This window comes from Actinacidiphila glaucinigra (assembly GCF_035918135.1).
Lineage (GTDB): Bacteria > Actinomycetota > Actinomycetes > Streptomycetales > Streptomycetaceae > Actinacidiphila > Actinacidiphila glaucinigra.
In genome coordinates this window covers 8,674,378-8,700,091 of the sequence record NZ_CP109144.1, presented here as the reverse complement: position 1 = coordinate 8,700,091, position 25,714 = coordinate 8,674,378, and the positions used below count along the sequence as shown (strand labels likewise).

Genomic DNA, 25,714 nt, shown 5'->3' with positions numbered 1-25,714 from the left:
CCGGCGGCTCAACCGGCCGGGGTGCGCCCCGCGCGGCTGCGTGCGTAGTGGCGGGCGACGCGCGTCCGGTTCCCGCAGATGTTGCCGGTGCACCACTTGCGGCGCCTGTTCCCCGCCAGGAACAGCATCGAGCACTCCGGGTTGGCGCAGCGCCGCAGGAGCCCCAGCCGGCCGGGACTGCCGAGCAGCGCGACGGCCTCGGCCGCGATCACGGCGAGGGCGGCGTTCCCTCCGTACTCGGTGTGCCGCCGGGAGGTCTCCCGCAGGCCTTCGGGGGTGACGACGAGCCGGGGGCTGACGGGCGCGGAGGAGGCCGCGGCATTGATGTCCTCCACCGCGGCGGGGTCGACGGGCCTGCCCTCCAGATGGGCGTCCAGCGCCTCCCGGACGGCCGCGCGGAGCCTGCGTGTCGCCACCGGATCGGGGGCCGGTCCCGGGGGGAGCCTCTTCGCCTGGATCTCCCACCAGGCGGCGGCCGCGGCCGGGGTCTCGAGCAGGTCGACGGCCGGGCGGCGTGCGGTCATGACGGTGTCGGCGAGGTCCAGCACGACCAGGGGCTCGCCGCCCATGGGGAAGCCCGCGGCCTGCAGCTCCTCGATCCCCACATGAACACTCACGCGCCAAAGGTATCCATGAGGACACCGGGAAACCAACGGATCCCGGACCCCGGATCCCGGAGCGCCGAATCGCGAGGCAGTCGAGTTACGAGGCACTCGCATCCACAAGACGAATCCTTGATCACTTGTTCGGCGTCACTAACGGTTCTAACGTCGAAATAACCATTACAACCGCCCACGAGGAAGGAAGGGCCATGGGACTGTCCTGGCAGCAGGGGCCGCTCTCCACCACCCGGATCGGACACTTCCTGGTGCCCGATCCGCTTCCCGAACGGATGCTCTTCGCCGAGCGCCTGCGACGCCGCATGAGGGTCCGCTTCGCGGGCGAGTGGATCGCCGACAGCGAGGACGTGGTGCTGCTCCACGAGCCGGGCCGCTACCCGGTCGCGTACTTCCCGCGTTCCGACGTCCTGCCGGAGGCGCTGGTCGCCGGGGACCACGTCACGCGGCACAAGGACCTCGGGGAGACGGCCTGGTTCGCGGTACGGGCCGGCGGCCGGACGACCGAACGCGCCGCCTGGGAACTGGTCGCCCTCCCGGACCACGCGGCCGACCTCCGGGGACGGATCGCCTTCGCCTGGCGGGCGATGGACGCCTTCTACGAGGAGGACGACCGCATCCTCGGCCACGCCGCCGACGCCTACCACCGCATCGACGTCCGCAGCACCTCCCGCGTGCTGGAGGTCCGCTCCGGGGGCCGTGTCGTGGCCCGCTCCGAACACCCCGTGGCGCTGTACGAATCGGGTTTCGCGCCCCGGTGGTACGTGCCCCGCGCGGACATCGACCAGACGGCGCTGACCGCCGTCGAGGACCGGACCTTCTGCCCGTACAAGGGGATCGCCGACTACTACGACATCGGCGGCGTCCGGAAGGCGGCGTGGTCGTACCGCGACGCCTACCCGGAGGTCGGCCGCGTCGCCGACCTGGTCTCCTTCGAGCCGGACAAGGTCGAGGTCACCCTCGACGGCAAGCGGCTGGAACCGGAGCCGGGTCAGCAGGTCCTGCCGCACGGCGTGGACCGCGGCCTGGACACCGACGAGGTACGCCGCCGCTGACGGCAGCGCACCGACCGCACGCGACGAGATCGAGGGAGAGTCCCATGTCAGCTTCTCTGCAGGACCGGACGGTCCTGGTCGTGGGCCGCGGCAGCGGCATCGCCCGGGCGGTCGTCGACGCGGCGCTCGCCGAGGGCGCCCGGGTCGTCGCCGCCGGGCGGACGCCGGGGGACCTGGAGGACGCCTACCACGGCACGGACGTCACCGTACGACGGGTCGACCTCACCGACGAGGCCTCGATCGCCGCACTCGCCGAGGACCTCGGCGGTGTCGACCACGTGGTCTCCACGGCGTCCGCCCGGGCCCGCGGGAAGGTCTCGGAACTGGCCCCCGAGGCGATCATCCTGTCGTTCCACACCAAGGTGGTCGGGCCGATCATGCTCGCCAAGCACTTCGCCCCGCGCATGCCCGAGGACGGCTCCTTCGTCCTGTTCTCGGGCGTGGCGGCCCTCGAACCCGACCCGGGCTTCCTCGCCGTCGCCGCGACGAACGGCTCGGTGAACACCGTCACTCGGTCGCTGGCCGTCGAGCTCGCCCCGATCCGCGTCAACGCCGTATCGCCCGGCACCATCGACACCGGCGCATGGGACGGGCTGGGCGACGCGGGCAAGTCCGAGCTCTTCGCCCGCCTGTCCGGCAGCAACCCCGCGCGGCGGATCGGCACGCCGCGGGACGTCGCCCAGGCCGTGGTGTTCGCGATGACCAACACGTTCATGACCGGGGTCTCCCTCGCGGTCGACGGCGGCCAGCCGCTCGTGTGAACGACGGCCCGTGAACCGGCGCCCGCTCCCCCGGGACGCACAGCACCGTTGACCGAGCGGCGGCGGTCCCCCTGCCACCTCGGCCCCAACGGCCGGTCCCCGCACGGCGGCAGTGACGCGCCGGAGCGTGGGGGCCGCCCGTCGTCCTGCCCGCGCCCCTCGGTCTGCTACCCCGCGCCGCGCGGCTCGAGGGCGTCCAGCTGCCGGTCGTGCACCCTGCCGAGCAGGAGCAGCGCCAGCACGGCGCCGACCAGGGCGCAGAACATGTCCCACTGGGTGTCCCAGACGTCCCCCTGCGTGGCGAGGAACGCGTCCGCGGCGTCGCCGCCGATCAACGCGGCCCACCACTCGAGCAGTTCGAAGAACGCGCTGAAGGCCATGCAGGCGCAGACGGTCAGCGGCGCGAGCCACCTGCTGCCGCGCAGCGGCGAGGTGCGGACGAGGATCTCGCGGACCAGCACGGCGGGCACGAAGCCCTGCATGAGGTGCCCGATCCGGTCGTACGGGTTGCGCGACAGGTCCAGGGTGTCGCGCAGCCACTCCCCGAACGGAACCTGGGCGTAGGTGTAGTGACCCCCCACCGACAGGACCAGGGCGTGCAGGGCGAGCAGCGCGCACAGCAGCCCGGTCAGCGGGAACCTGCGGCGCAGGGCGACCGCGAGCGGCACCCCGATCATGATCCAGAAGGTCTCCAGCACCCATGTGCCGCGGTCACGGGGCTGGATCCCGGACACCACCAGGGCGGCGAACGCGAAGGCGGCGGCCGCCACGGGCAGGCCGACACGCCGGACGGGGACGGTGAGGTCTGTCATGCCCCCCAGGGTCGCGAGGTGCGGCACGGAGGCGCATGAGTACGGCTACTCAGCTTGGAGACGCAGCTCACACCGGGCCGTGTCACTGGGCCGCGGGCTGCCTCGTCCCAGGGGGTGAGTCCGTGGACGACCACGGACGGCGGACACCTGAGGAGCACACCATGGACGCGCGACTGGACTACTTCGCCGACCCGACCGCGGGCAAGGCCCTCAAGCACTTCATGGCGGTGGGCAGGGCCTTCAAGGAGTCGTCCCTGCCCGCCGCGACGCAGGAACTCGTGGCGCTGAGGGTCAGCCAGATCAACGGGTGCGCCGCCTGCGTCGACATGCACACCAAGGAGGCCGCCGCCGCGGGCGAGACCCCGGTACGGCTGCACCTGGTCGCGGCGTGGCGGGAGGCCACCGTCTTCACCGAGGCCGAGCGTGCCGCCCTGGAGCTGGCGGAGGAGGGCACCCGGATCGCGGACGCGGGCGCCGGGGTCCGCGACGAGGTGTGGGCGCGCGCCGCCCGGCACTTCGACGGCGAGCAGCTGACCGCCCTGGTCCTCCTGGTCTCCTTCATGAACGCGGTGAACCGGCTGAACGTCATCACCCGGCAGCCGGCGGGTGACTACGAGCCCGGCCGGTTCCACTGACCGGGACCGGGGGAAGGGGAGCCGGCGTGAGCAAGGTGGAGGACTTCGAGGAGCTGCGGCCGCTGCTGTTCTCGATCGCGTACCGGATCCTCGGCAGTGTGGGCGAGGCCGAGGACGCGGTGCAGGAGACGTGGCTGCGCTTCGACGCCTCGTCGACCCGGCCCATGTCGACGAAGGCGTTCCTGTCGGCGGCGGTGACACGCGTGTCGATCGACGTGCTGCGCTCCGCGCGGGTGCGGCGGGAAGAATACGTCGGGCCGTGGTTCCCCGAGCCGTTGCTGAGCGACCCGTACGAGGATCCGGCGCGTTCGGCGGAGCTCGCCGACTCGGTGTCGATGGCCGCGCTCCTGCTGCTGGAGCGGCTCAGCCCGCTCGAGCGGTCGGTGTTCGTGCTGCGCGAGGTGTTCGGCTTTGGCTTCGGCGAGGTCGCCGAGGCGGTGGGGCGTTCGGAGGCGGCGTGCCGTCAGCTGGTGGTCCGGGCGCGCCGGCACATGGAGGCCGGGCGGCCGCGGTTCGCGGCGGACCGCAGGGCACGGCAGGAGCTCGCGCAGCGGTTCTTCGACGCGCTGAAGGACGGCGACGTCGGCGCGCTGCGGGAACTGCTCGCCGCCGACGTGCAGCTCGTCGGGGACGGCGGCGGCAGGGCGCCGCAGCTGGCGCGGGCCGTCGTGGGCGCGGAGAACGTGGCCCGGGTGCTGGGCACGGTCTTCCCCTTGCTGAGCCGGGTCGACGTGACGTTCGAGCCGCGAGAGGTCAACGGCCAGCCCGGGGCGATCTTCCGCGACCGGGACGGCAGCGTCCTGCACACCCTCACCCTCGACGTGCTCGACGGAAGGGTCCAGGCCGTCCGCACGGTGCTCAACCCCGACAAGCTGGGCCACCTCGGCCCGGTCGCCGACGCCTGGGCCGTCCACCGGGAGGTGAAGCGGGCGCGCCGGCGGGTCGATTGACGGGTGGGTCGCCGGGGGGCAGCCCGGCCGGGGCCGCCCGGGCCGGTCCTGGCTCCGCCCCGCGACGCCCCTCCCCCCGGCGAAACCGTGTGCGCGGGCCGGGAAGGCAACCTACGCTCCGGCCATGGACCTTCGCGAAGAGCTTCCGGGCGACGCCGAGTCGGTGCGGGACGTCCATCTGCGGGCGTTCGGCGGCCACGGACGGGCCGTGGCCGACCTCGTGGACACCCTGCGCGCGAGCGTCACGCCCGCGGACGGGCTCTCGCTGGTCGCCGAGCACGACGACCGGGTCGTCGGGCACGTCATGTTCACCCGCGGCCTGCTCGACGCCCCGCGGCGGCTGGTCGACGTGCAGGTGCTCAGCCCGCCGGCCGTCCTGCCCGAGCACCAGAGGACGGGCATCGGCGCGGCGTTGGTCCGGCACGGCCTGCGGACCCTCGCCGGGCGGGCCGTCCCTGTCGTCTTCGTCGAGGGCGATCCCGCCTACTACGCGCGCCTCGGGTTCCTGCCCGGCGGCGACCACGGCTTTCGCAAGCCGTCCCTGCGCATCCCCGACGCGGCCTTCCGGGCGATGGCGCTCCCCGCGTACGAACCCTGGATGACCGGCACCCTCGTCTACGCTGAGCCGTTCTGGAGGCACGACGCGGTCGGCCTGCGCGACCCGGCGGCGCCGGAAAACCATGTGCCACGCGGCGCCCCGCAACCGACAATCCACGCGTGGCCACCATGAACGCCGACGGCACCGAACGGGGCCGGCATCCCCGCCCCTCCCTGACCGCACAGGCCGGGCGCGCCTACGGCGCGATCCCGCCCACGGCGCTGGTGCTGCTCGGCATCGTCAGCGTGCAGGTGGGCTCGGCACTGGCCAAGCACCTGTTCCCCGAGGTGGGCAGTTTCGGTACGGTCGCGTTGCGGCTCTTCTTCGCGGCGGCGGTGCTGACGCTGTTCTGGCGGCCGTCACTGCGCATGAACGGCCGGGCGTGGACGGTGGTGCTCGGCTACGGCGTGATCCTCGGCTCGATGAACCTGTGCTTCTACCTGGCGCTGGCCCGGATCCCGCTGGGGATCGCGGTGACGGTCGAGTTCCTCGGGCCGCTGGCGGTGGCCCTGGCCGGGTCGAGGCGGTGGCTGGACGCCTTCTGGGCGGTGCTCGCGGCGGGCGGCGTCGTCCTGCTGATGGAGGGGCGCGGCGAACTCGACGCTGCCGGCCTCCTGTTGGCCCTCGCGGCGGGAACGTGCTGGGGCCTGTACATCCTGGTCGGCGCGGCGCTGGGCCGGCACACCGCGGAAGGCAACGGCCTGGCCCTGGGCATGGCCGTCGCCGCCCTGGTGACCGTGCCGTTCGGCGTGGCCGACGGCGGAACGGCGCTGGTTCAGCCGTGGGTCCTGCTCGCGGGCCTCGGCGTGGCGCTGTTGTCCTCGGTGATCCCGTACTCGCTGGACCTGGAGGCACTGCGCAGGATCCCGCCGCGTGTGTTCGGCATCCTGATGAGCCTGGAACCGGCGATGGCGGCCCTCATCGGCCTCGTCGTGCTCCAGGAGTCGCTGCACTGGTCGCAGTGGATCGCGGTGCTGTGCGTGGTGGCCGCGTCGGCGGGCGCCGCACGCGAGGCGCGCCCGGACGCGTGAGCGCCGGCAGCGGGGAACCGTACGCGGCCGGTTCACGCACGGCGGGCTCGCCGGTAAGGGTTCCGCCGACGGGCGAAGGCCGTGCGGGCCTGAGCCGGTTGTACTGCGGATCGAAGCCGAGCAACCCCATCGAGCCGGCGAGCGCCGCGGCGAAGGCCGAGGCCTCGTCGGCGCTCGCCGGGGCCGGGCCGTCCAGGCTGTGCGAGGTCGCGGCGGTCCGGGCCGAGGAACGCGCGCCGGACGGGGAGTTCGTCGACCCGGACATCGCCCGGGTGATCGTGGAGGAACCGGCAGAGTGCGCCGCCGACACGGGACGCCGGGGCGAGGGCGTCTGCCGCCGGGGCGGGTGAGCGGGCACCCGGCTCCCGGGCCCGGTGCCGCTCAGCGCGCGGGGACGGGGAAGAGCATGCAGCTGCTCGTGGCGTGGGCGAGGAGGCGGTCCGTGGCGTCGAACAGCTCGGCCTGGGCGAGGGCGGTGCGGCGGCCCTGGTTGAGGACGGTGCCGACGGCGCGGACCTTGCCGGTGTCGACGGTGATCGGGCGCAGGAACTTCAGGTTCAGGTCGAGCGAGGTGTAGCCCATGCCCTCCGGGAGGACGGACTGCACGGCGCAGCCGGCGGCCGAGTCGAGGAGGGTGGCGTAGACGCCGCCGTGCACGCTGCCGATGGGGTTGTAGTGCTCCTCCCCCGGTTCCATGGCGAAGACCGCGCGGCCCTCCTCGACCTCCTCCAGGGTGAAGCCGAGGGTCGAGGCGATGGGCGGCGCGGGAAGCCGCCCGGCCAGCACGTCGCGCAGGAACTCCAGCCCGCTGGTGCGGCCGACCGCGGCCGCCGAGACCTCGGGGTCCCCCCACTCGAACGTGCGCGACCTCGCCATGGGGCGTTCCCTCCCTGACCGACTGACTTTGACAAGCGAAGTTAGCCAGCCGCACATCTGGATGTCAATGCCGAAGCCAGCCTACGATGACCGCATGACCTGGCTGGACACCAGTACCGAGAACTGCACGGTGCAGCGCACCCTCGACCTCGTCGGCGAGAAGTGGTCGCTGCTGGTGCTTCGGGACGCCATGAACGGCGTGCGCCGCTTCGACGACTTCCGCCGGCACATGGGACTGTCCGAGGCGGTCCTGGCGGACCGGCTGCGCAAGCTGGTCGCCGCGGGGATCCTGGACACCGTCCCGTACCGCGAGCCGGGCAGCCGTACGCGCAACGAGTACCGGCTCACGCCCAAGGGCTGGGACCTGTGGCCCGCGATGATCGCCCTCAAGCAGTGGGGCGACCGGTACACCGCCGACCCCGAGGGCCCGCCCCTGGAGGTCCGCCACCGCGACTGCGACGAGCCCGTCGAGGCGGTCGTCGTCTGCGCCGGCGGCCACGACGCGCTCGCCCCCCGGCAGGCCTACACCCGGCCCGGTGCCTCCGCCCGCACGCCGGGCTGAACCCCGCACACCGGGTGGAGTCGGCGAAGCCCTCCGCTCCGCAGCCACCGTGACGGGCGTCGACACCCCCTCCCCCGTACCCCCCGCCGAGGGCGTCGGCGTCCAGGCCACCGGTCAGGACGCTCCCCCGGTCCCCGATGGCCTCACGAGCGCGAAGCCGAAGGGGCAGGGCCCCCGCCCTCCCCCGCTTCGTGCAGTGGCTCCGTTGTCGGTGCCATGACGATGATGGCAGGGTGGATGGCCCGTACACATTGCCGGTTCCCGGCAGCGTCGACGCCTTGTTGACGGCCTGTTGACGGCGGGGCGCCCGGAACTAGAGCGGCTGGTCGGGCCAGCCGAGCAGCCGCGCGCCCATCGCCGCGGTCTCCAGGGTGTAGCGGTGCAGCGGGTCGCCGGGGTCGTAGCCGGTCAGCACCTTGATGCGCTCCAGGCGGTACGTGAACGTCCGGACGCCGAGGCCGAGCCGGCGCGCCGCCTCCGCGTTGACGTGCCCGGCCTCGGCGTGCGCGGTGATGGTCTCCAGCAGCGGTCCGGCCCCGCCCCGCGCCTGCTCCAGCGGCCCCAGAACGCTGTGGACGAGGTCGGCCATGGCGGCCCGGTCCCGCATCAGCACGGGGAAGACCAGCAGTTCCTCGGCGCGCAGCACGGGGGGATGCAGGCGCAGCCGGTCGGCGACGTCCAGCGCCCCGAGGGCCTCCTCGTAACTGCGCACGATGCCGCTCGTGCCGGAGTGGGTACGGCCGACCGCGACGCGGCGGGCCACACCGTACCCGGGGCCGGGGCGCAGCGCCGTGTCGGCGAACGCCTCGAAGACGGCGCGCTCGCCGCCGGGCGCGATGCACACCAGCCGGCCGTCCTTGCCGGCCACCAGGACGTCGCGGTGGCCGAAGCGGCCCACCAGTTCCCGCTCGACGCGCCGCACCACGGGCTGGCTGTCCTCGTAGGCGTCCTCGCCGCGCGCCACCGCCACCGCGTGCCCGCGGCCCAGCCGCAGGCCGAAGCGCTCGGCGCGCTCGGCGAGCCGTCCCGGGTCGCTGCGCCCGTACAGCAGGTCGTCGACGAACTCCCCGCGGGCCGCCTCGTCCTGACGGACCAGGAGCCGCTGGGCGCGCTGGTGGCCCTCGCCGAGCGCGAGCACCGCGGCGTCCAGGGCGGTCAGCACCGCCTCCCCGGCCCGCTGCACCTCCGTGGCGGAGTCGGCGGCCGCCACGCCCCGCAGCGTGCCCCACGCGTCGCGCGTCGCCGCCAGGTACGCGCCGACGAGGCCGCGCAGTCCGCTCCCCCCGCCGCCCGCGCGCTCGCCGGACCCGCGGAGCGCGTCGAGTTCGTCCCGTCGCAGTCGCCGGCCCGTCACCGAGACCTCGCCCAGCATCCGCGCGTACGCCTCGAGCTCTTCCTCCGGTACGCCCCCCATGCTCCCGTCCCCCTCCAGGCACACGTCATTGCCGTCCCCCGGCAACCTGGACCGTATCAACCTGCCCGGTCGGACGATCGACACCCCCGCGGCGGACGCTGTGCCGATGGGGACCAACGCCCCTTCCCCACGGGCGACTTGACGTACGGCCGTTCGAGGGACGATGATCTCCGCACACTCCCCAGGTCTCCCCCCGTGGCCTGGGGAGTGCTGCGTTCAGCGGTCCGCACCCGCGGCGAGCAGGTCGCCGGAGGCGGTGCGCCGGTAGACCACGCGGCGGTCGACGCGGGTACCGGTGACCAGTCCGGCGTCGCGCAGCACGGCCAGGTGGCCGCCGACGGTGCCGAGGGACAGACCGAGGTGGGCCGCGAGTTCGCTGGTGGTGGCAGGACGCTCCAGTTCCCGGAGGATCGTCGCGCGGCCGGTGCCGATCAGCCGCCCCAGAGCTCGCCCGGGTTCGGGGCGTGGCGCGGCCCCTGCGGCACCGCGAGCCGGGTAGACCAGCGCGTACGACGCCGGAGGTGCCTCGCACAGCCATGTGCCCCGGGAGAGGGCGGCGACCGGTACGAACAGCATCCCGTCGTCGCCGACGACCCGGTCCGGGGCACCCCGGTGGCTGAAGCGGATCGCGTCCGCGCCGACCCAGGCGCTGTGCCGGCTCATGTGCTCCAGTGCGCGGGGCCAGCCGTAGGCGGCGAGCAGCCCTGCCCGGTGGGTGATGTCCCGCTCCAGCAGGGCCCGGCGGCGTGGCCAGTCGGGGGCGACGTGCGCGGTCCAGGTGTGCCGGAAGAGCTCGGCGGTCCTGGCGGCCCAGTCGCGTCCGGTCAGCCAGCCGAGGTCGTGCTCCTTCCAGCTGTGCGCCACCGACTTCTCCAGCTCGGCGCGCACCTGTGCGTCGGGCACCCTGGCCACCTCGGCCAGTTCGCCGTCGATCGTGGTCCGCATGCCGCCCGCCGGCGGCAGGACGATGTGCGCCGGCATCCACTTCGTGGACCCCAGCAGCCGCACCAGGCCCTTCGCGAAGGGGTCGGCGTCGAGCGCGGCACGGAACGTTCCATGGTGGCGGTCGTACCAGGAGGCCAGCCACGGGTCGCAGTACCCCGCGCCCAGCACATGCAGCGACGCGAGGGTCTCGGCCAGCGGCGACAGGGCGAACCGGGACCGCGACAGGGCCAGGGGACTCAGTCGCAACAAGGTCATCTCTCGCCTCCCGCCGAAACGATAGTGCCCCGCGCGGCGCCTCCAGCAGACTCCGCCCGTGCTTCCGTCCCTTCCGCCGCACCGCGACTTCCGCTGGTTCCTGACCGCCCAGACCGTGTCCCTGCTCGGCACCGCGATGGCCCCCGTCGCCCTGGCCTTCGCGGTCCTCGACGCCTCGCCCGGCCTCGGCGACCTCGGTGTCGTCCTCACCGCGTACATGGTGCCGCTGCTGGTGTTCCTGCTCGTCGGGGGCGCCACGGCCGACCGTCTGCCGCGCCGCACGGTGCTGGTGGCGGCGAACCTCGGTTCGGCCGTCACCCAGGGCGCCGTCGCCGCGCTGCTGCTGACCGGGCGGTACGCCCTGTGGCCGGTGGCCGCGCTGGGGTTCCTCAACGGCGTCCTCGCCGCCTTCACCACGCCCGCGCTGCGCGGCATCGTGCCCGAACTCGTCCCCGGGGACCGGATCCGGCAGGCGAACAGCCTGCTGGCCTCGGCGCGCAACGCCACGAAGATCCTCGGGCCGAGCCTGTCCGGCGTTCTGGCGGCGTCCGTCGGCGGCGGACCGGCCATCGCCTTCGACGCGCTGACCTACCTCCTCGCCGCCGGGTGCCTCACCCGCCTGTCGTCCCTCACCGCCCCCACCGCCGCACGCCGTCCCTCGCATCTGCTCGCCGACATCCGCGAGGGCTGGGCCGCGTACCGCCGGATCCGCTGGGTGTGGACGGTGTCGCTGTGCTTCTGCGTGGTCAACCTGGTGCAGGTCGGCACCTGGCAGATCCTGGGCCCGGTGCTCACCCGGCAACTCGCCGACGAGGCCGCCTGGGGCTTCGTGCTCAGTGCGCGCGGCGCCGGACTGCTGGTGATGAGCACGCTGATGTACCGGCTGGCGGCCCGTCACCTGCTGCGGCTGGGTGTGCTGGCCGGCGTGCTCGGCGCGCTGCCCCTGCTCGCGCTCGGTGCGCACCTGGGTGCCCCGTGGCTGATCGCCGCCGCCTTCACCGCCGGGCTGGGTTCGTCGGTCGCGGGCGTCGGCTGGGACACCTCCCTCCAGGAGCACGTTCCGTCCGGCACCCTGTCGCGTGTGTCGTCCTTCGACGACCTGCTGTCCTACATCGCCATTCCCGTCGGCCAGCTCAGCGTGGGGCCGCTCGCCGACCGCATCGGGGGGTTCCGGGTCGCCGCGGCCGCCGGAGTCGTGTACGCCGCCGCGGCCCTGGCCCCGATGGCCTCGGCGGCCGTGCGGCGCCTGCCTCACGGCCGTCCCGCCGCGGCGGGAACCGGCGACGGAGCCGCGGCCGCGCCGCCCGAGCCGATCGGCCGTTGACGGCTCCGACCGTTCCGGTCGGCACCTGCGCGGCAGACCACAGAGGCGGCGCGAGGAGGGCCGCAAGAGCCCACTCGGCTGTTGAGTCGCCACATGCCGGTATCTGCGGGTACCGGCTGCGGATGCACCGCTGGCGGTCGGGTGGGATCACGCGGTAACGATGTGCCACACCTTCCGCCACCGGACATAGGTCACGCTGCCCACCGCCGGCCGGCCACCCCGACCGGCGAGGCCGCCCGGGCCGCCGGAGCTCCCGGACGATCGCGGTTGGCGCGATGTCCCCCGGCCGTCCGCACCGTTCGTTGCTCACCCCGGCACATCGGGGCCCCGCGCCGTCAGCCCGCGGGCAGCAGGACACCCGGGTTGAGGATGCCCGCCGGGTCGAGGGCGGACTTGGCGGCGGTGAGGGCCGCGGCGAAGGGGCCGGGGCGCTGGGTGTCGTACCAGGGGCGGTGGTCGCGGCCGACCGCGTGGTGGTGGGTGATCGTGCCGCCGTGGTCGGCGATGGCCTGGGAGACTGCGGCCTTGATGTCGTCCCACTGGGCCACCGTGCTGCCCCAGCGTCCCGCGGCGTAGATCCCGAAGTAGGGAGCGGGCCCGTCGGGGTGGACGTGGCTGAAGCGGCAGGTGACGACGCCGGTGCCGCAGACGGTACGGATCGCCTCGTTCGCGGCGTGCGTGACCGCCGCGTGGAGTTCCTCGAAGCGGTCCCAGGTGCAGGCGGTCTCGAAGGTCTCCACGACCAGGGACTGCTGGGCCAGGGCGTCGCGCTGGTAGGGCATGCGCAGGAAGGACGAACGCCAGGAACGGTCCGCCCCGGCTCCCCTTTCCGCGGCCGCGCCGCCGGCACCCGTGTCGGTGTGGCGGGCCGGCGCGGGCAGGTGGCCGCCGTGGTCCCGGCACAGTTCCAGGGCCCGGTCCATCCAGGGTCCCAGCGGGTGGTCGGCCGACTCGAAGGCCAGGATCAGGACGCTGCCGCCGGTGGTGACGCCCGCGTTGACGAGCGCCTCGGCGGGGTCCAGCAGACGGCAGTTGGACGGGTGGAGCCCGGACTGGGCCAGGACGCGGGTGGCCGCGACGGCGGCGGTGAAGTCGGCGAAGTGGACGGAGGCGTCCGCGCGCCACCGGGGGCGTCGCTGCAGGCGCATCCAGGCCTCCGTGATGACCCCGAGGGTTCCCTCGGAGCCGAGGAACATCCGGTCGGGCGACGGCCCGGCGCCCGAGGCGGGCAGCCGCCTGGACTCGCCGGTGCCGGACGGCGTGACGACACGCAGCGCCTGCGTGAGGTCGTCGATGTGGGTGTAGAGGGTGGCGTAGTGGCCGCCCGCCCGGGTGGCCAGCCAGCCGCCGAGGCTGGAGTACTCGAACGACTGCGGGAAGTGACGCAGCGTCAGCCCGGAGGGCCGCAGCTGGTCCTCCAGGTGCGGGCCGAGCACGCCGGCCTGGATGCGGGCGGACCGGCTCACCGGATCCACCTCCAGGACGCGGTCGAGGTGCCCCGTGTCGAGGGTCACCGCCGGGCGGCCGTCGGCGAGGCGGGGTTCCACGCCGCCGACGACGGAACTGCCGCCGCCGAAGGGGATGACGGCGATCCCCTCGCGGGTGCACCAGTCGAGGAGGTCGGCGACGTCCTGCTCGGTGCGGGGGCGGGCGACGAGGTCGGGGGCGTGGCGCAGGTCGCCGTGGAGGTTGCGGACGACGTCCCGGAAGGCTTTGCCGTGGGTGTGCGCGGCGCGGTCGTGCGGGGTGGCGGAGCACAGGCGGGCCAGTGACCGCGGCGCCGTGACCCGTACGGGCGGCAGGGCGAGGGAGGCGACGTCCGGGGGGAGGTGGACGGTGAGGTCGGCGTCCGGGAGCAGGCCGGCCACCCGGTCGGTGAGCGCGGTGCGTTCGGCGCCGCGCACCGCGTGCTCGACGGTGCCCCATCCCCACCACGAGCGTGTTCCGGTGTGCGTCATGTCTGTCCCGCCCCTCGCCTCGCTGCGATATGACCGGCAAGTAAATTACCACCGGGTCACATCCTTGGGGAGAGTGAACTGACCTCGAGGTCAGTTCACTGCCTACAATCACGGACGTGGCGAACGCGCGAACCCGTACCGCCGGGACCAAGGGCGTACCCCGCGCCGAACGCGAGGAGCAACTGCTCACCGCGGCCGTCGAGGAGTTCGGCCGCCATGGCTACGGCGGCGCCTCGATGGCGGCCATCGCCGAGCGGGTCGGGGTCACCAAGCCGCTGCTGTACCAGTACTTCGGGTCCAAGGACGCACTGTACGCCGCGGCCCTGGAGCGGGTCGCCGGCTCGCTGACGCGCGCGCTCACCGCCGCGCTGGTCCCCGGTGTGACCTCACTGGCAGCGCCGCTGTCCGTGCTCGGCGCGATCTTCACCACGCTGGAGGGGCAGCGCCACGCCTGGTTCGTGCTGTACGACCGGACCTTGCCCGCCACGGGTGCGCTGCGCGAGGCGGCCGAGCGCCACCGTGCCGCCATCGACGGTCTGGCGGCCGCGGGCAGCGCGGAGTTCCTCGCCGCCCGCGGGATCGGCGACCCGCTGGACTCCGACGCGCTCAAGCACCTGTGGACCGGCACCGTCAGCACCCTGGTCACCTGGTGGATCCACCATCCCGGCGAGTCCGCGCGGGAGATGGCGGAGCGCTGCCGGCGGCTGATCGCCGCGATCGTCGCCTGACGCGCAACGCCCCGTCGACGCCCCCGTCCCCGCCCCGGCCACGTTCAGAGGGTGACGAGCCGTATCGCCGCGAGCAGGGTCAGGGCGACCGTGACACGCTCGAAGACCTTCGGGCTGATACGGCTGATGGTCGCGCGGCCGGCGACGGCCCCCGCGAGCACCGCCGGGGCCGCCATCGCGCCGAAGAGCAGGGTGTCGGGCGTGATCAGCCCCAGGGCGGCGCTGAAGGGCACCTTGAAGGCGTTGAGCAGCAGGAAGAACCAGGCGCTGGTGCCGAGGAAACCCAGCATGGGCAGCCCCACGGCCAGGAAGTACAGCGCCATGATCGGGCCCGCCGCGTTGGCCGTCATCGTGGCGAAGCCCGCCAGGATCCCGGCGCCCGCGGCGACGGCCCTGTGCTGGGCGACCGGGTCGTCCGGGCCCCGGCGCCGGCTCCACCAGTGGACGGCGAGCATCGACAGCAGCAGCGCGCCGATGAGTTCGCGCATCCGCGTGTCGTCGACCCGGTCGACGACCACCGCGCCCAGCAGCACCCCGACCACGACCCACGGGAAGAGCCGGACCAACCGGCCCCAGTCGGCGTGCCGGCGGTACGCGGCCACGGCCACCACGTCGCCGACGAGCAGCAGGGGCAGCAGCACGCCGGTGGACAGCTTGGCCGGCAGGACCAGCGCGAACAGCGCCACCCCCACCGTCCCGGCCCCGGACACCCCGGTCTTGGAGTAGCCGACGAGGAAGAGGGCGAGCAGCGCCACGGCCCACTGCGCGGGGTCGAGCGAGGGCATCAGGGCCGCCGGGGGGCGGAGGGTACGAAGGTCACGGCACGTTCTTACCTGGCCCCCGCCGTGCCGCCGCGGCCGGGGTGTGCCCCGCGGCAGGGCCGGGGTGGGCCCGCCGCCGCGGCCGGGACAACTGCGCCGTGACCGCTCCCGGTTGTCACCGAGGGTTCCCCCCGGGTCCGTCGTCGCGTGGGCTGCCCGTCCCCGTACGGGTCTGGGATGACGGATCAAGGACCGGGCAGCGCCACGCACCGCCCGGTGGAGACGAACGTCAGGAGAACGCATGTCCGTCACAGCCGCCGAACCGCGTGACAGGGCGCGCCGGGTGGGGAAGGCCGCGCGGAGGGGGGCGGTGTTCGCCGCCGCCCTGGCGCTGGTCGCCGTCGTCCCGCCGGCCCTCGCGGGGGCGCAGTCGCCCGCGGACTCCGGCACGCACGGCATCGCGTGGACGACGCAGCAGGTGGCGCCCGGCCTGGAGGTCCGCAGCGGCGTGCTGCGGGACCCGTCGGCCGCCGGGGTGTGGACGGTGACCGTGCAGGCCCCCACCGTCAACCGGCTGACCGGCGCCGCCACGTGGGCCCCGCTGGGTGACCGTGCCTGGGCCGACGCGACCGCCGGGCGGCTGCGCGAGGCCGGGCTCGAGCCGCGGCTCGAGGCGGTGGAGTGGGACACCTACGCCGACACCCCGCGCGGCGTGATGGGCTGGCAGGTCCGGGTCGGCCGGTACGCCACGCAGGCCGAGGCGGGCACGGCGAACGCGGCGGTCGTGGCGGCCGGTTTCCGCACGTCGACGGAGTGGACCGGTTACGACGGGCGGCAGGCCGCCGACGGCGAGCGCATCCACGTGGCCGTGGTGGACCCGGCGCGGCTGCGCGGGTCGGTCGCGGTCAGCGACGGCGGCAACGTCGCCGACCGGGAGAAGACCTCGGTGGTCGCCGGCCGACTGGGGTCGCTGCTCGGCGTCAACGGCGGCTTCTTCATCACCTCGGACTCCGACGGCGTCCAGGGCACCGTCGCGGGTCTGTCCGCGGTGGACGGCAAGCTGGAGTCGATGGCGGTCGGCTCGCGGGCGGCGCTGGTCCTCGGCGACGGCGGACGGCGGCCGCGGATCGCGGACCTGTCCACCACGGTCACCGTGCGGGCCGGCTCCGCCCGCCACGCGGTGCAGGGCATCAACCGCCTGCCGGGCAAGGTCCGCAACTGCGGCCGTCCCGGTGGCGTCCCGACCGAGCAGCCCCGCCACGACACGACCTGCACCCTGGCGGACGACCTCGTGGAGTTCACCCCCGCGTTCCGTGCGGCGCTGCCCACGGGCAGTGGCGCGCAGGCGGTGCTCGACGCGCACGGGACCGTGCTCTCCACCGGCGCCCGCGGCGGGTCCGTCCCCGAGCGCGGCACGGTGCTGCAGGGCACCGGCGCGGCCGCGGCGTGGCTGACCGAGCACGCGCGGACCGGCAAGCGGCTGGTCGTGAAGGAGGTCGTCCGGGACTCCGAGGGACGTCGGGTCCGGCTCGGCCGCGGCGACAGCATCGTGAGCGCGGCGCCCACCCTGGTGGAGGACGGCCGTGTCCACATCGACGCCGCCACCGAGGGCACCCTGGACCCGCTGGACCTCTCCTTCGGTTTCGCGTGGTCCAACGTGCGCCAGCCGCGGACGATGGCCGGCATCGACGTGCGGGGCCGTCTGCTGCTGGTGACGGTGGACGGGCGGCAGCCCGGGGTGAGCGAGGGCTTCACCCTCGGCGAGGCGGCCCGCTTCATGACGTCGCTGGGCGCGGTGCAGGCCCTCAACCTCGACGGTGGCGGCTCGTCGGCCATGGTGGTCGAGGGTGTCCTGGCCAACGTCCCCTCCGACGCGACCGGTGAGCGTGCCGTCGGCGACACGATCCAGGTCCTGCCGGGGCGCCGCGGCGAGAACTGACCCGGGGCCGGTACGGCCCGGCCGCCGCCGACGACCTCCGACCGCCCCGGGGCCCGCTCCCGGGGCGGTCCGCCGGTCCATCCATCGGACGGGCGCTTCTTCGTCGCTTTTGCCCCGGTATGATGCGCTTCGTGATCATGTCCGGATGGCTGCGGCGCCGACGTGCCCGCCTCGACGGCCGCTGGGGCGTCGGCCGGCCGGCCCCGGTGATCCTGACCGTGCTCATCGCCGCCCTGGCCTTCTCCACCCCGCGCGAGATCGCGATCAGCCGTCTGCTGCCCGTGGCACCCGCCCTGGCCGCCGCGATGTGGCCGGTGCTGGCGACCGTGCTGCTGGGCGCGTTCTGCCTGCTCGTCATGGTGGGCCTGAGCTTCGTCTACACGGACCTGGGCACCCCGTACACCGGGGCCGCCATCGTCGCGGTCACCCTGGCGGCGGCATACGCCAGCCATGTACGGATCCAGCGCGAGGAGGCGCTCTTCCACGCCCGGACGGTCGCCGACGCGGCGCAGGCGGTACTGCTGCGGCCGCTGCCGCGGCAGATCCAGGGCATGGAGATCGAGTCGCTGTACCTGGCGGCACAGGAGCAGGCGCGCATCGGCGGCGACTTCTACGAGGTGGCCGACACGCCGTACGGGGTGCGGCTGCTGATCGGCGACGTACGCGGCAAGGGACTGTCCTCCGTGGGCGCGGCCTCCGCGCTGATCAGCTGTTTCCGGGAGGCGGCGCACGACGAGCCGGACCTGCGGGGCATCATCCACCGCCTGGAGACGAGCATCGGGCGCCACAGCTCCGGCTACCCCGGCGAGGACCTGCCGGAGCGCTTCGCCACCGCCGTGATCGCCGAGATCCCGCACGACGGCGGCCGCCTGCGGCTGCTCAACTGCGGGCACCCCCCGCCGATCATCGTGCACGCCGGCCGCGTCCGGGTGCTGGAGCCGAGCGCCGCCTCCCCGCCACTGAACCTCGCCGACCTCATCGGGGACCGCTACTTCGTCGACACCCACGCCTTCGCCGCCGGCGACCAGTTGCTGCTCTACACCGACGGCGTCACCGAGACCCGCGACCGCACCGGGGCGTTCTTCCCGCTGCCGGAGTGGCTGCTGCGCCAGAGCCCGGCGGCGCCCCGCGAACTGCTGGACCGGCTGCACCGCGAACTGGTGCGCTACAGCGGCGGGCGGCTCGAGGACGACATCGCCGCGCTGGCCGTGCGCCGGCCGGACGTCCCGGCCGGCGACGCCCCGTAAATCGCTGTCGCGCGGGCCCGGTCCGGTTCTACGCTCGCCGCCATGCCCCGACCCCAGGGATTCTCCTACCGCCGGCACGGCGACGGCACCGTGGTCGTCACCCACGGCGCGCACACGGCCGCCGTCCTGCGCGGGGAACGCGCCGAGCGGTTCCTGGAAGAGGTGGAGCGCGGCGACGCCCAACTGGTCATGGCCCGCTGGACCGGCAACTACAAGCGCGGCAACGAACGCGGCGCCCGCGCCCACCCCCGCAACCAGGGCTGACGGGCCGCGGCCCCGCACTCGCTCCCCGCTTCCGCCGTACACAAAATGTACAGACTCGGTCCCTTTTGTAGTCTTTCCTTATGGAACGTCGTCGGCCGGCCGGTGCCGGATCCGCGACCGCGGTGGGCGCACCGCGGGTGAGCCTGCGTACCGAGCAGCGTGACCTGACCCGCAACCGGGTCCTGGACGGGGCGGTCGAGGTCTTCGCCGCCAAGTCGTCCGTCGCCGCCACCATGGAGGACATCGCCCGCGCCGCCGGCGTCACCCGGGCCACGGTGTACGCGCACTTCCGCGGCAAGGCGGAGATCGTCGCCGCCTTGACGGACCGGGTGTACCAGGCCAGTGACGCCCTCTACGCCGAACTGGCCGCCGTCCCCGAGTGGACGCGCGTCGCCGTACGCGAGTGGCTGGAGCACGCCGCGGCGAGCTGGCGGGCCCTCGCGCCGACCATCCGTGTCCTGCTGGCCGCCACCCCGTCGGCGGCCGGTGACGACGGCAGCGCCCGCGACCGCTACCTGGCGGCGCACGAACGCTACGTGGCCCTGCTGACCGCCGCGCCCCGCCGATGGAAGCGCGTCACCCCCGCGCAGGCCCGGCAGCGGGCCCTGATGGCCGTGCTCCAGACCGGGTCGTTCCTCACCGCCTGGATCGCCGGCGGCCTTCCGGTCGACACCGACGACCCGCTGGAACTCCTCGCCGACGACCTGTGCCACCTGCTGCGCCCCGCCCTCGCCGGCCGGCCCGCCGCGCCGCGCCGTCCCCCCGGCCCGTCGTGAGGACCGCACCCGACCCCCCGAGTCCACTGGAGGCATGCGCCATGGCCGCGACCGAGCCCCGCAACTACCCCTTCACCGAAGCCGACCGGCTGACCGTCGACCCGGCCTTCGCCGGACTGCGCAGGGACGAGCCGCTGTGCCGGGTCCGGTTCCCCTACGGGGAGGCCGCCTGGCTGGTCACCCGGTACGAGGACGTCAGGACCGTCCTGGGCGACCCCCGGTTCAGCCGGGCCGAGGCCGTCCACCGCGACGAGCCGCGCCTGCGGCCGCACCGGGGCCTGGAGGGCAGCATCCTCGACCTCGACCCACCGGACCACACCCGGCTGCGGCGGATCGTGGCCAAGGCCTTCACCGCCCGGCACATCGAGCTCCTGCGGCCCCGCACCGAGCAGATCGCGGCCGAACTGGCCGACGGCATGGCCGCCCGCGGCGCGCCCGCCGATCTCGTGGCGGACTTCGCCCTGCCGCTGCCCGTCACCGTCATCTGCGAACTGCTCGGCGTCCCCCTGGCCGACCGCGCCGACTTCCGCACCTGGTCCGACGCTCTGCTGTCCACCACCAAGTACACCCCGCAGGAGATCCAGGACTGCACGGACGCCCTGATGGCCTACATGGCCGGGCTGATCGCCGAACGCCGCACCGCGCCGCACGAGGACCTCCTCGGCGCGCTGGTCGACGCCCGCGACAACGGCGAGCGCCTGTCGGAACGGGAACTGCAGGTCCTGGCGGTCTCACTGCTCGTCGCGGGCCACGAGACCACCGCCTCGCAGATCCCCAACTTCGTCTACACCCTGCTCACCCACCCCGAGCAGCTCGCGGCGCTGCGCGCCGACCCCGGCCTCGTCCCCGGCGCCGTCGAGGAACTGATGCGCTACGTCCCCCTGGGCAACGGCGCCGGCATGCCCCGCTACGCGCTGGACGACGTCGAACTCAGCGGCGGCACCGTACGCACCGGGGAGGCGGTGGTGGTCTGCCCCGTGTCGGCCAACCGCGACGAAGCGGTCTACACCGACCCCGACCGGCTCGACGTGCTGCGCCAGGAGGCCTCCCACGTCGGGTTCGGGCACGGACCGCACCACTGCCTGGGTGCCCAACTGGCCCGCATGGAACTGCAGGTGGCCCTGAGCACCCTGCTCGACCGGCTGCCCGGACTGCGCCTGGCCGGGCCGGAGGAGAGCGTCCTGTGGAAGTCCGGCGTCGCGCTGCGCGGACCCGAGCGGATGCCGGTCACCTGGGACCGGGCCCGAGACGCCTGACGACACCCGACGAGACCTGACGACCCCGAAGGAGGTGCACCATGACCTGGCAGATCGAGGTGGACCGGAACACCTGCATCGGCACCGGTTCCTGCGCCGGAATCGCCCCCGAGCACTTCGAGCTCCGCGACCGCAAGTCCTGCCCCAGGCACCCGACGGCCGAACCGGACGAGCTCCTGGTCGACGCCGCCGAGTCCTGCCCGGTGGAGGCGATCACGATCCGGGACGCGACCAGCGGGGAACTGATCGCGCCCGAGCCGTAGGGCCCGGGCGGCCCTCAGACCAGCGTGCGGGGGCGGAGCTCCGGCTCGGTGGAGGCATCGGTCATGACCGCGTAGACGCTGCCCTCCTGCCCTGCCGCACCCCCGTGCCGCCCGTCGGGGGTCAGCGCCAGCGCCCGCAACTCGGACCGGAACTCGTCGGGCAGGCCGGCCGCCTCCTCCAGGGCGACCCGGCACGCGTCGGCGGGCTCCTTGCCCAGCGCCAGCAGGTCGACCACCGTACGCGCCGTCCCGCCGCGCAGGCTCAGCTCGCCGCGGCCGGTGCAGGCCGCCCCGCCACCGCGCAGATCGCACCAGTTGCCCGCCCCCGGGACGGCGGAGTCGCCCACCCGTCCCGGGTACTTGAAGGGGTAGCCCGAGGTCGAGACGCCCACGCACATCTCGCCGTGCGCGTCGAGCGCGACGATGTTGATCGTCCCCCACGGCCCCTCGTGCGGCGCCATCCGCCGTACCAGCTCCAGCGCCGCCCGCCGGTAGCGGTGGTCACCGTCGACCGCGGGGGTGTTCTCCCCCTCCACCGCCTCGGCGGCGGTCAGCAACTGCTCGCGCCACATGGCCCGGGACTCGTCGGTCAGCAGTTCGGCGCCCTCGAACCCGTTCTCCCGGGCGAACAACGCCGCGCCCTCCCCCACCAGCAGGCAGTGCTGCGGCAGCCGCTCCATCACCGCGCGCGCCACCGAGATCGGGTTGGGGAACCCGCGCAGCGCGCCGACCGCGCCGAACCTGCGGTCCGAGCCCGTCATCACGGAGGCGTCCAGCTCGACGACGCCCTGCGCGTTGGGCAGCCCGCCGGTGCCGACGTAGTGGTCGGTGAGGTTGTCCTCGCAGCGGCGCATCGCCGCCTCCACGGCGTCCAGCGCCGTCCCGCCCCGCCGCAGCACGTCCATCCCGGCCGGCAGGCCGACCTCGCTGCGCTCGCTTCCGATGATGACGGGCTGCGTCATGGCGTTCCCTTCGATGGCGGGTCGGGCCGCGCGGGCCGCCGGCGGGCCCGGATACCCGCGACGACCTGGTCCGACGTCGCCGCGAGCCTAGCGGGGGGCTCGCGGACGCCGGTCAGTGCCCGGGGCCGGCCGCCAGGGCGCGCAGGTCGTCGCGAATCGGCCGACGCAGGCGTGCCGGTCGGTGCGGTCCTCGTCGGGCAGGCCGCCGGTACCGTCCAGGAGGTGGACGCCCAGCCGCGTCCGTCCCGCGATCCGGGCCCTGGCCTCCCACTCCTCTTCCCGGGACAGGCCCCGCAGCGTATCGCGGCGCCGGCCGCGTCCGGCACGTCCCGGTCCGCCCGACGGTCCTCACGGCGGCGGAACCTCCCCCTGCCGCCGGCGGATCCGCCCAACGCCCCGTACACCTCCTGGTCCATCCCCAGGGGGAAGAACCACGCCCCTTCGTCCCCGCCCGGCATCTCCATGCGCGTTCCGTACCCAGGGCCCGGGGCCCGTATTCACCCGTCCGGCCCTTTCGCCGAGCGCGGAGGGAAATCCACGCTGTCTGCGGGCGCAATGACGACGCGCATGATCACAGTTGCCACTGCGCCGCCCGTAGTTGCGCCCTCCACGCCGCTCACCCGGGTCCCACGATCGGCGCTGGTGACACCGCCCGCACCGCGCCCGCGCGGTGTTCCCGGGCTGCCCCGGCCCGGCCCGCCGCCCAAGCTGGAGTTGACGGATGCGGTCAGGACTTGTCGACGAACACCTCGAGGTGAGCAGATGGCACAGACGCCGATTACCCCCGAGAACGTGCGCAGGACGCAGTTCACCACCGTCCGCCTCCGCGAGGCCTACGACGAGCGCGAGGTCGACGACTTCCTGGACGAGGTGCAGACCGAGCTGACCCGGCTGCTGAGGATCAATCAGGACCTGCGCGCCGAGCTCTCCGCCGCCGAGGCCGCAGCCGCCCGGCAGCACGAGGAGCCCGCACTCGAGGTGGCGTCCGCACCTGAACCGAAGCCCGAGCCGGAGCCCGAACCCGAAGTCGTGCCGGAACCGGAGCCCGCCCCCGTCGTCGCCACCGAAGCCGCTGAGCCCGCTGAGCGCGGGGAGACCGGGGAGGCCGTGGAGGACGCCGAGAAGCAGCCCGGGTTCGCCGTCGACAGCACGGCCCGCCTGCTCGCCCTGGCCGAGCGCACCGCCGAGCAGGCCGTCTCCGAGGCCCGCGCCGAAGCCCACAAGATCGTCGGTGAGGCCCTCGGCCATGCGGAGAACCTGCGCCGCGACGCCGGCGAACGCGCCCAGTCCCTCGAGCACGAGGCCCGCGAGAAGCACCGTCAGGCGATGATCGCGCTCACCTCCGCCCGCACCGCGCTCCAGCGCAAGGTCGACGACCTCCGCACCTTCGAGAACGCCTACCGCGGCCGTCTGACCGCCCACATGCAGTCGCAGCTCCGCCGCCTCGACCGCGACCTGGCCCGTTCCCTCGCGCCGCCCCCCGCTCCCCCGACGGTCTCCCTCACCCGCGCCACCGCCAAGCGCGTCGCGCAGGCCCAGCCCGTCCCCCCGGCTCCCGCCCCGGAGGCCGTGCCGGCCCCGGAGACCGCCACGCTCACCGCCGCGGGCTCCCTGAGCGGGGAGGAGGACTAGACCACCGGTCACCGCTCGGCGGTGGGGAGCCGGTAGACGGAGACATGGGAACGGGATTCGGCGGTGAACTCGGCGCCGTGCCAGTCGGCGTGGCGGGACTCCAGGTCGAATCCCCCGAGCCGGGCCATGAGGTCGAGCTCGGCGGGCCAGACGTAGCGGTGCGGGGTGCGGAACAGCCGTGTCCGCTCGCCGTCGGCGAAGCGGAAGTGGTGCGAGACGACCTGCTGCCGCAGGACGTCGTAGGTGTCCACGCCCATGGAGCCGGATTCGGAGTGCCAGACCACGGCCTGCTGGCCGGGCGGCAGTTTGCGCAGCTCGGGGACCCACAGTTCGATCACGAAGCGCCCGCCCGGTGCGAGATGGCGGGCGGCGTTACGGAAGCAGGCGACCTGTTCGGCCTGGGTGAGCAGATTGGAGATCGTGTTGTAGACGAGGTAGACGAGCCGGAAGACGCCTGGGGCGCGGGTGGTGGCCATGTCGCCGGTGACGACCGGGATCGTCGCTTCGTCCGCCTTGGTGCGCAGCCGGTCGATCATCGGCTGCGACAGCTCGATGCCGCTGACCGGCACGCCTCGCCCGGCGAGCGGCACGGCGACGCGGCCGGTACCGATGGCGAATTCGAGCACCCGCCCGCCGTCGGCGAGTTCGGCGAGGCGGTCCACGGCCGGACCGAGTACCTCCGGGGCGAACATGCCGGTGCCGGGGGTGTCGTAGCTCCGGGCGGTCTCCGCGCCCCAGATGTCGTCCTGTCGCATGCGCCCGACGATTCACGAAGCGAGCGGAGAAGTCGAAGGAATTCCGCGCGGGGCATCACCCGGCGAAAGGCGGGGAACACGGATCGAACACCGTTCTGCGGGGCATGGATGTCCCAACACGGCGACGGGACCCGGGGAGGCGCCCGTGAAGGTGGCACTGCTCACGCGGGAGTACCCGCCGTACGTCTACGGCGGGGCGGGCGTCCACGTGGAGTTCCTGGCCCGCGAGCTGCGATCGCTGACGGATCTTCAGGTCCACTGCTGGGCCGGGACGGACGGCGGGGACGGCGGGGACGCCCCAGGCGTCGTCACCCGGCATGCCGCCGCCTCGGAGCTCGAGGACGCGAACGAGGCGTTGCGCAGCCTGTCGGTGGACCTGTCGATGGCGGCCGCGCTGGCCGGGCGGGACCTGGTGCACTCGCACACCTGGTACACCAACCTCGCCGGCCACCTGGCCAAGCTGCTGTACGGCGTGCCGCACGTGCTCACCGCCCACTCCCTCGAACCGCTGCGTCCCTGGAAGGCCGAGCAGCTCGGCGGCGGGTACGCGCTCTCGAGCTGGGCGGAACGGACGGCGGTCGAGGCCGCGGACGGCGTCATCGCCGTGTCGCACGGGATGCGCGCGGACATCCTGCGGAGCTACCCCGCGCTCGACCCGGCGCGGGTGCACGTCGTCCACAACGGCATCGACACCCGGCTCTACCGGCCCGACGCGTCCACCGGGGCACTGACCGCGCACGGCGTCGACCCCGGCCGCCCGTACGCGCTGTTCGTCGGGCGGATCACGCGGCAGAAGGGGGTCCCGCACCTGCTGCGGGCCGCCCGCCGGATCGATCCGGGCCTGCAGATCGTGCTGTGCGCCGGGGCGCCCGACACCCCGGCGATCGACCGGGAGTTCCGCGAACTGGTGGAGGAACTGCGGGCGGTGCGCGGCGGGGTGATCTGGATCCCGGAGATGCTGCCACGTCCCGAGGTCGTGCAACTGCTCACGCACGCGGCGGTGTTCGTGTGCCCGTCGGTGTACGAACCGCTGGGCATCGTGAACCTGGAGGCGATGGCGTGCGGCACTCCGGTGGTCGCCTCCGCGGTGGGCGGGATCCCGGAGGTGGTGGAGGACGGCGTGACCGGGCTCCTGGTGCCGTACGAGGAGAAGGATTCCGAGGCGTTCGAGGCGGGACTGGCCGCGGCGGTCGACACGCTCGCCGGCGATCGGGCGGCGGCGGCGCGGATGGGGGCCGCGGGACGTGAGCGTGCGGTGGCGGAGTTCGGGTGGGACGCGGTGGCCCGCCGCACCGTGGGCGTGTACGAGGAGATCTGCAACTCGCAAGGGCGGTAGCG

General features: G+C 74.1%; 27 protein-coding genes. 18 read left to right on the top strand and 9 right to left on the bottom strand.

The genetic code is table 11. From position 1 onward, the window contains the following. Positions 1-8 precede the first annotated feature (8 nt). The gene (locus tag OIE69_RS39525; RefSeq protein ID WP_326580013.1) at positions 9-617 is read right to left on the bottom strand and encodes a CGNR zinc finger domain-containing protein; all 609 of its coding nucleotides are present in this window, start codon (positions 615-617) and stop codon (positions 9-11) included. Positions 618-811: 194 nt separating this feature from the next. On the opposite strand from OIE69_RS39525, the gene OIE69_RS39520 reads away from it, so the two are divergent. Both OIE69_RS39520 and OIE69_RS39515 read left to right on the top strand, forming a co-directional pair. Next, entirely contained in the window at positions 812-1,672 is an 861-nt protein-coding gene (locus OIE69_RS39520; RefSeq protein ID WP_326580011.1) for a DUF427 domain-containing protein, read from the top strand. Between the two features lie 44 nt (positions 1,673-1,716). After that, positions 1,717-2,433 carry an SDR family oxidoreductase gene (locus OIE69_RS39515; RefSeq protein ID WP_326580009.1) on the top strand — a complete coding sequence of 239 codons (717 nt, stop codon included), beginning with the start codon at positions 1,717-1,719 and terminating at the stop codon, positions 2,431-2,433. 167 nt (positions 2,434-2,600) lie between these two features. Here OIE69_RS39515 and OIE69_RS39510 read toward each other — a convergent pair whose 3' ends face one another. After that, a complete protein-coding gene (locus tag OIE69_RS39510; RefSeq protein ID WP_326580007.1) occupies positions 2,601-3,245 on the bottom strand; it encodes a DUF2238 domain-containing protein in 645 nt (214 codons plus the stop codon). Positions 3,246-3,406: 161 nt separating this feature from the next. Here OIE69_RS39510 and OIE69_RS39505 point away from each other — a divergent pair, with 161 nt between their 5' ends. From OIE69_RS39505 to OIE69_RS39485, 5 genes are all read left to right on the top strand, one after another. Further along, positions 3,407-3,880: a carboxymuconolactone decarboxylase family protein gene (locus tag OIE69_RS39505; RefSeq protein WP_326580005.1), complete on the top strand. Its 474-nt coding sequence runs from the start codon at positions 3,407-3,409 to the stop codon at positions 3,878-3,880. 26 nt (positions 3,881-3,906) lie between these two features. Next, the gene (locus tag OIE69_RS39500; RefSeq protein WP_326580003.1) at positions 3,907-4,830 is read left to right on the top strand and encodes an RNA polymerase sigma-70 factor; all 924 of its coding nucleotides are present in this window, start codon (positions 3,907-3,909) and stop codon (positions 4,828-4,830) included. 124 nt (positions 4,831-4,954) lie between these two features. Further along, positions 4,955-5,560 (top strand): GNAT family N-acetyltransferase, encoded by a 606-nt coding sequence (locus tag OIE69_RS39495; protein WP_326580001.1) that lies wholly within the window; start codon positions 4,955-4,957, stop codon positions 5,558-5,560. After that, entirely contained in the window at positions 5,557-6,459 is a 903-nt protein-coding gene (locus tag OIE69_RS39490) for an EamA family transporter (RefSeq protein WP_326581547.1), read from the top strand. Before OIE69_RS39495 ends, OIE69_RS39490 begins: the two co-directional genes overlap by 4 nt. Continuing rightward, entirely contained in the window at positions 6,456-6,809 is a 354-nt protein-coding gene (locus tag OIE69_RS39485) for a hypothetical protein (protein WP_326579999.1), read from the top strand. Before OIE69_RS39490 ends, OIE69_RS39485 begins: the two co-directional genes overlap by 4 nt. Before the next feature lie 31 nt (positions 6,810-6,840). Here OIE69_RS39485 and OIE69_RS39480 read toward each other — a convergent pair whose 3' ends face one another. Continuing rightward, positions 6,841-7,335, bottom strand: coding sequence for a PaaI family thioesterase (locus OIE69_RS39480; RefSeq protein ID WP_326579997.1), 495 nt, complete (start codon positions 7,333-7,335; stop codon positions 6,841-6,843). Positions 7,336-7,429: 94 nt separating this feature from the next. Here OIE69_RS39480 and OIE69_RS39475 point away from each other — a divergent pair, with 94 nt between their 5' ends. Then, on the top strand, positions 7,430-7,897 hold the full coding sequence (locus OIE69_RS39475; RefSeq protein ID WP_018557760.1) for a winged helix-turn-helix transcriptional regulator: 468 nt from the start codon (positions 7,430-7,432) through the stop codon (positions 7,895-7,897). A gap of 313 nt (positions 7,898-8,210) precedes the next feature. Here the strand turns inward: OIE69_RS39475 and OIE69_RS39470 are convergent, their stop codons facing one another. Both OIE69_RS39470 and OIE69_RS39465 read right to left on the bottom strand, forming a co-directional pair. Then, positions 8,211-9,311, bottom strand: coding sequence for a PucR family transcriptional regulator (locus OIE69_RS39470; protein ID WP_326579994.1), 1,101 nt, complete (start codon positions 9,309-9,311; stop codon positions 8,211-8,213). A 216-nt stretch (positions 9,312-9,527) separates the two neighbouring features. Continuing rightward, positions 9,528-10,511, bottom strand: a complete 984-nt coding sequence (locus OIE69_RS39465) for an ArsR family transcriptional regulator (RefSeq protein ID WP_326579992.1) — start codon at positions 10,509-10,511, stop codon at positions 9,528-9,530. Between the two features lie 58 nt (positions 10,512-10,569). On the opposite strand from OIE69_RS39465, the gene OIE69_RS39460 reads away from it, so the two are divergent. Then, positions 10,570-11,835, top strand: coding sequence for an MFS transporter (locus tag OIE69_RS39460; RefSeq protein WP_326579990.1), 1,266 nt, complete (start codon positions 10,570-10,572; stop codon positions 11,833-11,835). Positions 11,836-12,170: 335 nt separating this feature from the next. Here OIE69_RS39460 and OIE69_RS39455 read toward each other — a convergent pair whose 3' ends face one another. Continuing rightward, positions 12,171-13,793, bottom strand: coding sequence for an FAD-binding oxidoreductase (locus tag OIE69_RS39455; RefSeq protein ID WP_326579989.1), 1,623 nt, complete (start codon positions 13,791-13,793; stop codon positions 12,171-12,173). A gap of 116 nt (positions 13,794-13,909) precedes the next feature. Between OIE69_RS39455 and OIE69_RS39450 the strand changes: the two genes are divergently transcribed. Further along, the gene (locus tag OIE69_RS39450; protein ID WP_326579987.1) at positions 13,910-14,521 is read left to right on the top strand and encodes a TetR/AcrR family transcriptional regulator; all 612 of its coding nucleotides are present in this window, start codon (positions 13,910-13,912) and stop codon (positions 14,519-14,521) included. Positions 14,522-14,565: 44 nt separating this feature from the next. Here the strand turns inward: OIE69_RS39450 and OIE69_RS39445 are convergent, their stop codons facing one another. After that, positions 14,566-15,306, bottom strand: a complete 741-nt coding sequence (locus tag OIE69_RS39445; RefSeq protein WP_326579985.1) for a sulfite exporter TauE/SafE family protein — start codon at positions 15,304-15,306, stop codon at positions 14,566-14,568. 277 nt (positions 15,307-15,583) lie between these two features. Between OIE69_RS39445 and OIE69_RS39440 the strand changes: the two genes are divergently transcribed. The 6 genes from OIE69_RS39440 (at position 15,584) to OIE69_RS39415 (ending at position 21,027) form a co-directional block, all read left to right on the top strand. Continuing rightward, positions 15,584-17,221, top strand: a complete 1,638-nt coding sequence (locus tag OIE69_RS39440) for a phosphodiester glycosidase family protein (RefSeq protein WP_326579983.1) — start codon at positions 15,584-15,586, stop codon at positions 17,219-17,221. 131 nt (positions 17,222-17,352) lie between these two features. Then, positions 17,353-18,468, top strand: coding sequence for a PP2C family protein-serine/threonine phosphatase (locus tag OIE69_RS39435; RefSeq protein ID WP_392567626.1), 1,116 nt, complete (start codon positions 17,353-17,355; stop codon positions 18,466-18,468). A gap of 42 nt (positions 18,469-18,510) precedes the next feature. Next, positions 18,511-18,732, top strand: a complete 222-nt coding sequence (locus tag OIE69_RS39430; RefSeq protein WP_326579981.1) for a hypothetical protein — start codon at positions 18,511-18,513, stop codon at positions 18,730-18,732. Between the two features lie 80 nt (positions 18,733-18,812). Continuing rightward, the gene (locus OIE69_RS39425) at positions 18,813-19,508 is read left to right on the top strand and encodes a TetR/AcrR family transcriptional regulator (RefSeq protein ID WP_326579979.1); all 696 of its coding nucleotides are present in this window, start codon (positions 18,813-18,815) and stop codon (positions 19,506-19,508) included. Between the two features lie 41 nt (positions 19,509-19,549). Next, the gene (locus tag OIE69_RS39420; RefSeq protein WP_326579977.1) at positions 19,550-20,764 is read left to right on the top strand and encodes a cytochrome P450; all 1,215 of its coding nucleotides are present in this window, start codon (positions 19,550-19,552) and stop codon (positions 20,762-20,764) included. 41 nt (positions 20,765-20,805) lie between these two features. After that, positions 20,806-21,027: a ferredoxin gene (locus tag OIE69_RS39415; RefSeq protein ID WP_018557771.1), complete on the top strand. Its 222-nt coding sequence runs from the start codon at positions 20,806-20,808 to the stop codon at positions 21,025-21,027. Between the two features lie 14 nt (positions 21,028-21,041). On the opposite strand, the gene OIE69_RS39410 is transcribed toward OIE69_RS39415, so the two are convergent. Continuing rightward, positions 21,042-21,989 carry a N(4)-(beta-N-acetylglucosaminyl)-L-asparaginase gene (locus OIE69_RS39410; protein ID WP_018557772.1) on the bottom strand — a complete coding sequence of 316 codons (948 nt, stop codon included), beginning with the start codon at positions 21,987-21,989 and terminating at the stop codon, positions 21,042-21,044. A gap of 762 nt (positions 21,990-22,751) precedes the next feature. Here OIE69_RS39410 and OIE69_RS39405 point away from each other — a divergent pair. Further along, positions 22,752-23,621, top strand: a complete 870-nt coding sequence (locus OIE69_RS39405) for a DivIVA domain-containing protein (RefSeq protein WP_326579972.1) — start codon at positions 22,752-22,754, stop codon at positions 23,619-23,621. Positions 23,622-23,629: 8 nt separating this feature from the next. Here the strand turns inward: OIE69_RS39405 and OIE69_RS39400 are convergent, their stop codons facing one another. Beyond that, positions 23,630-24,376 (bottom strand): class I SAM-dependent methyltransferase, encoded by a 747-nt coding sequence (locus OIE69_RS39400; RefSeq protein WP_326579970.1) that lies wholly within the window; start codon positions 24,374-24,376, stop codon positions 23,630-23,632. A gap of 145 nt (positions 24,377-24,521) precedes the next feature. On the opposite strand from OIE69_RS39400, the gene glgA reads away from it, so the two are divergent. Beyond that, the gene (glgA, locus tag OIE69_RS39395) at positions 24,522-25,712 is read left to right on the top strand and encodes a glycogen synthase (RefSeq protein WP_326579969.1); all 1,191 of its coding nucleotides are present in this window, start codon (positions 24,522-24,524) and stop codon (positions 25,710-25,712) included. Positions 25,713-25,714 lie beyond the last annotated feature (2 nt).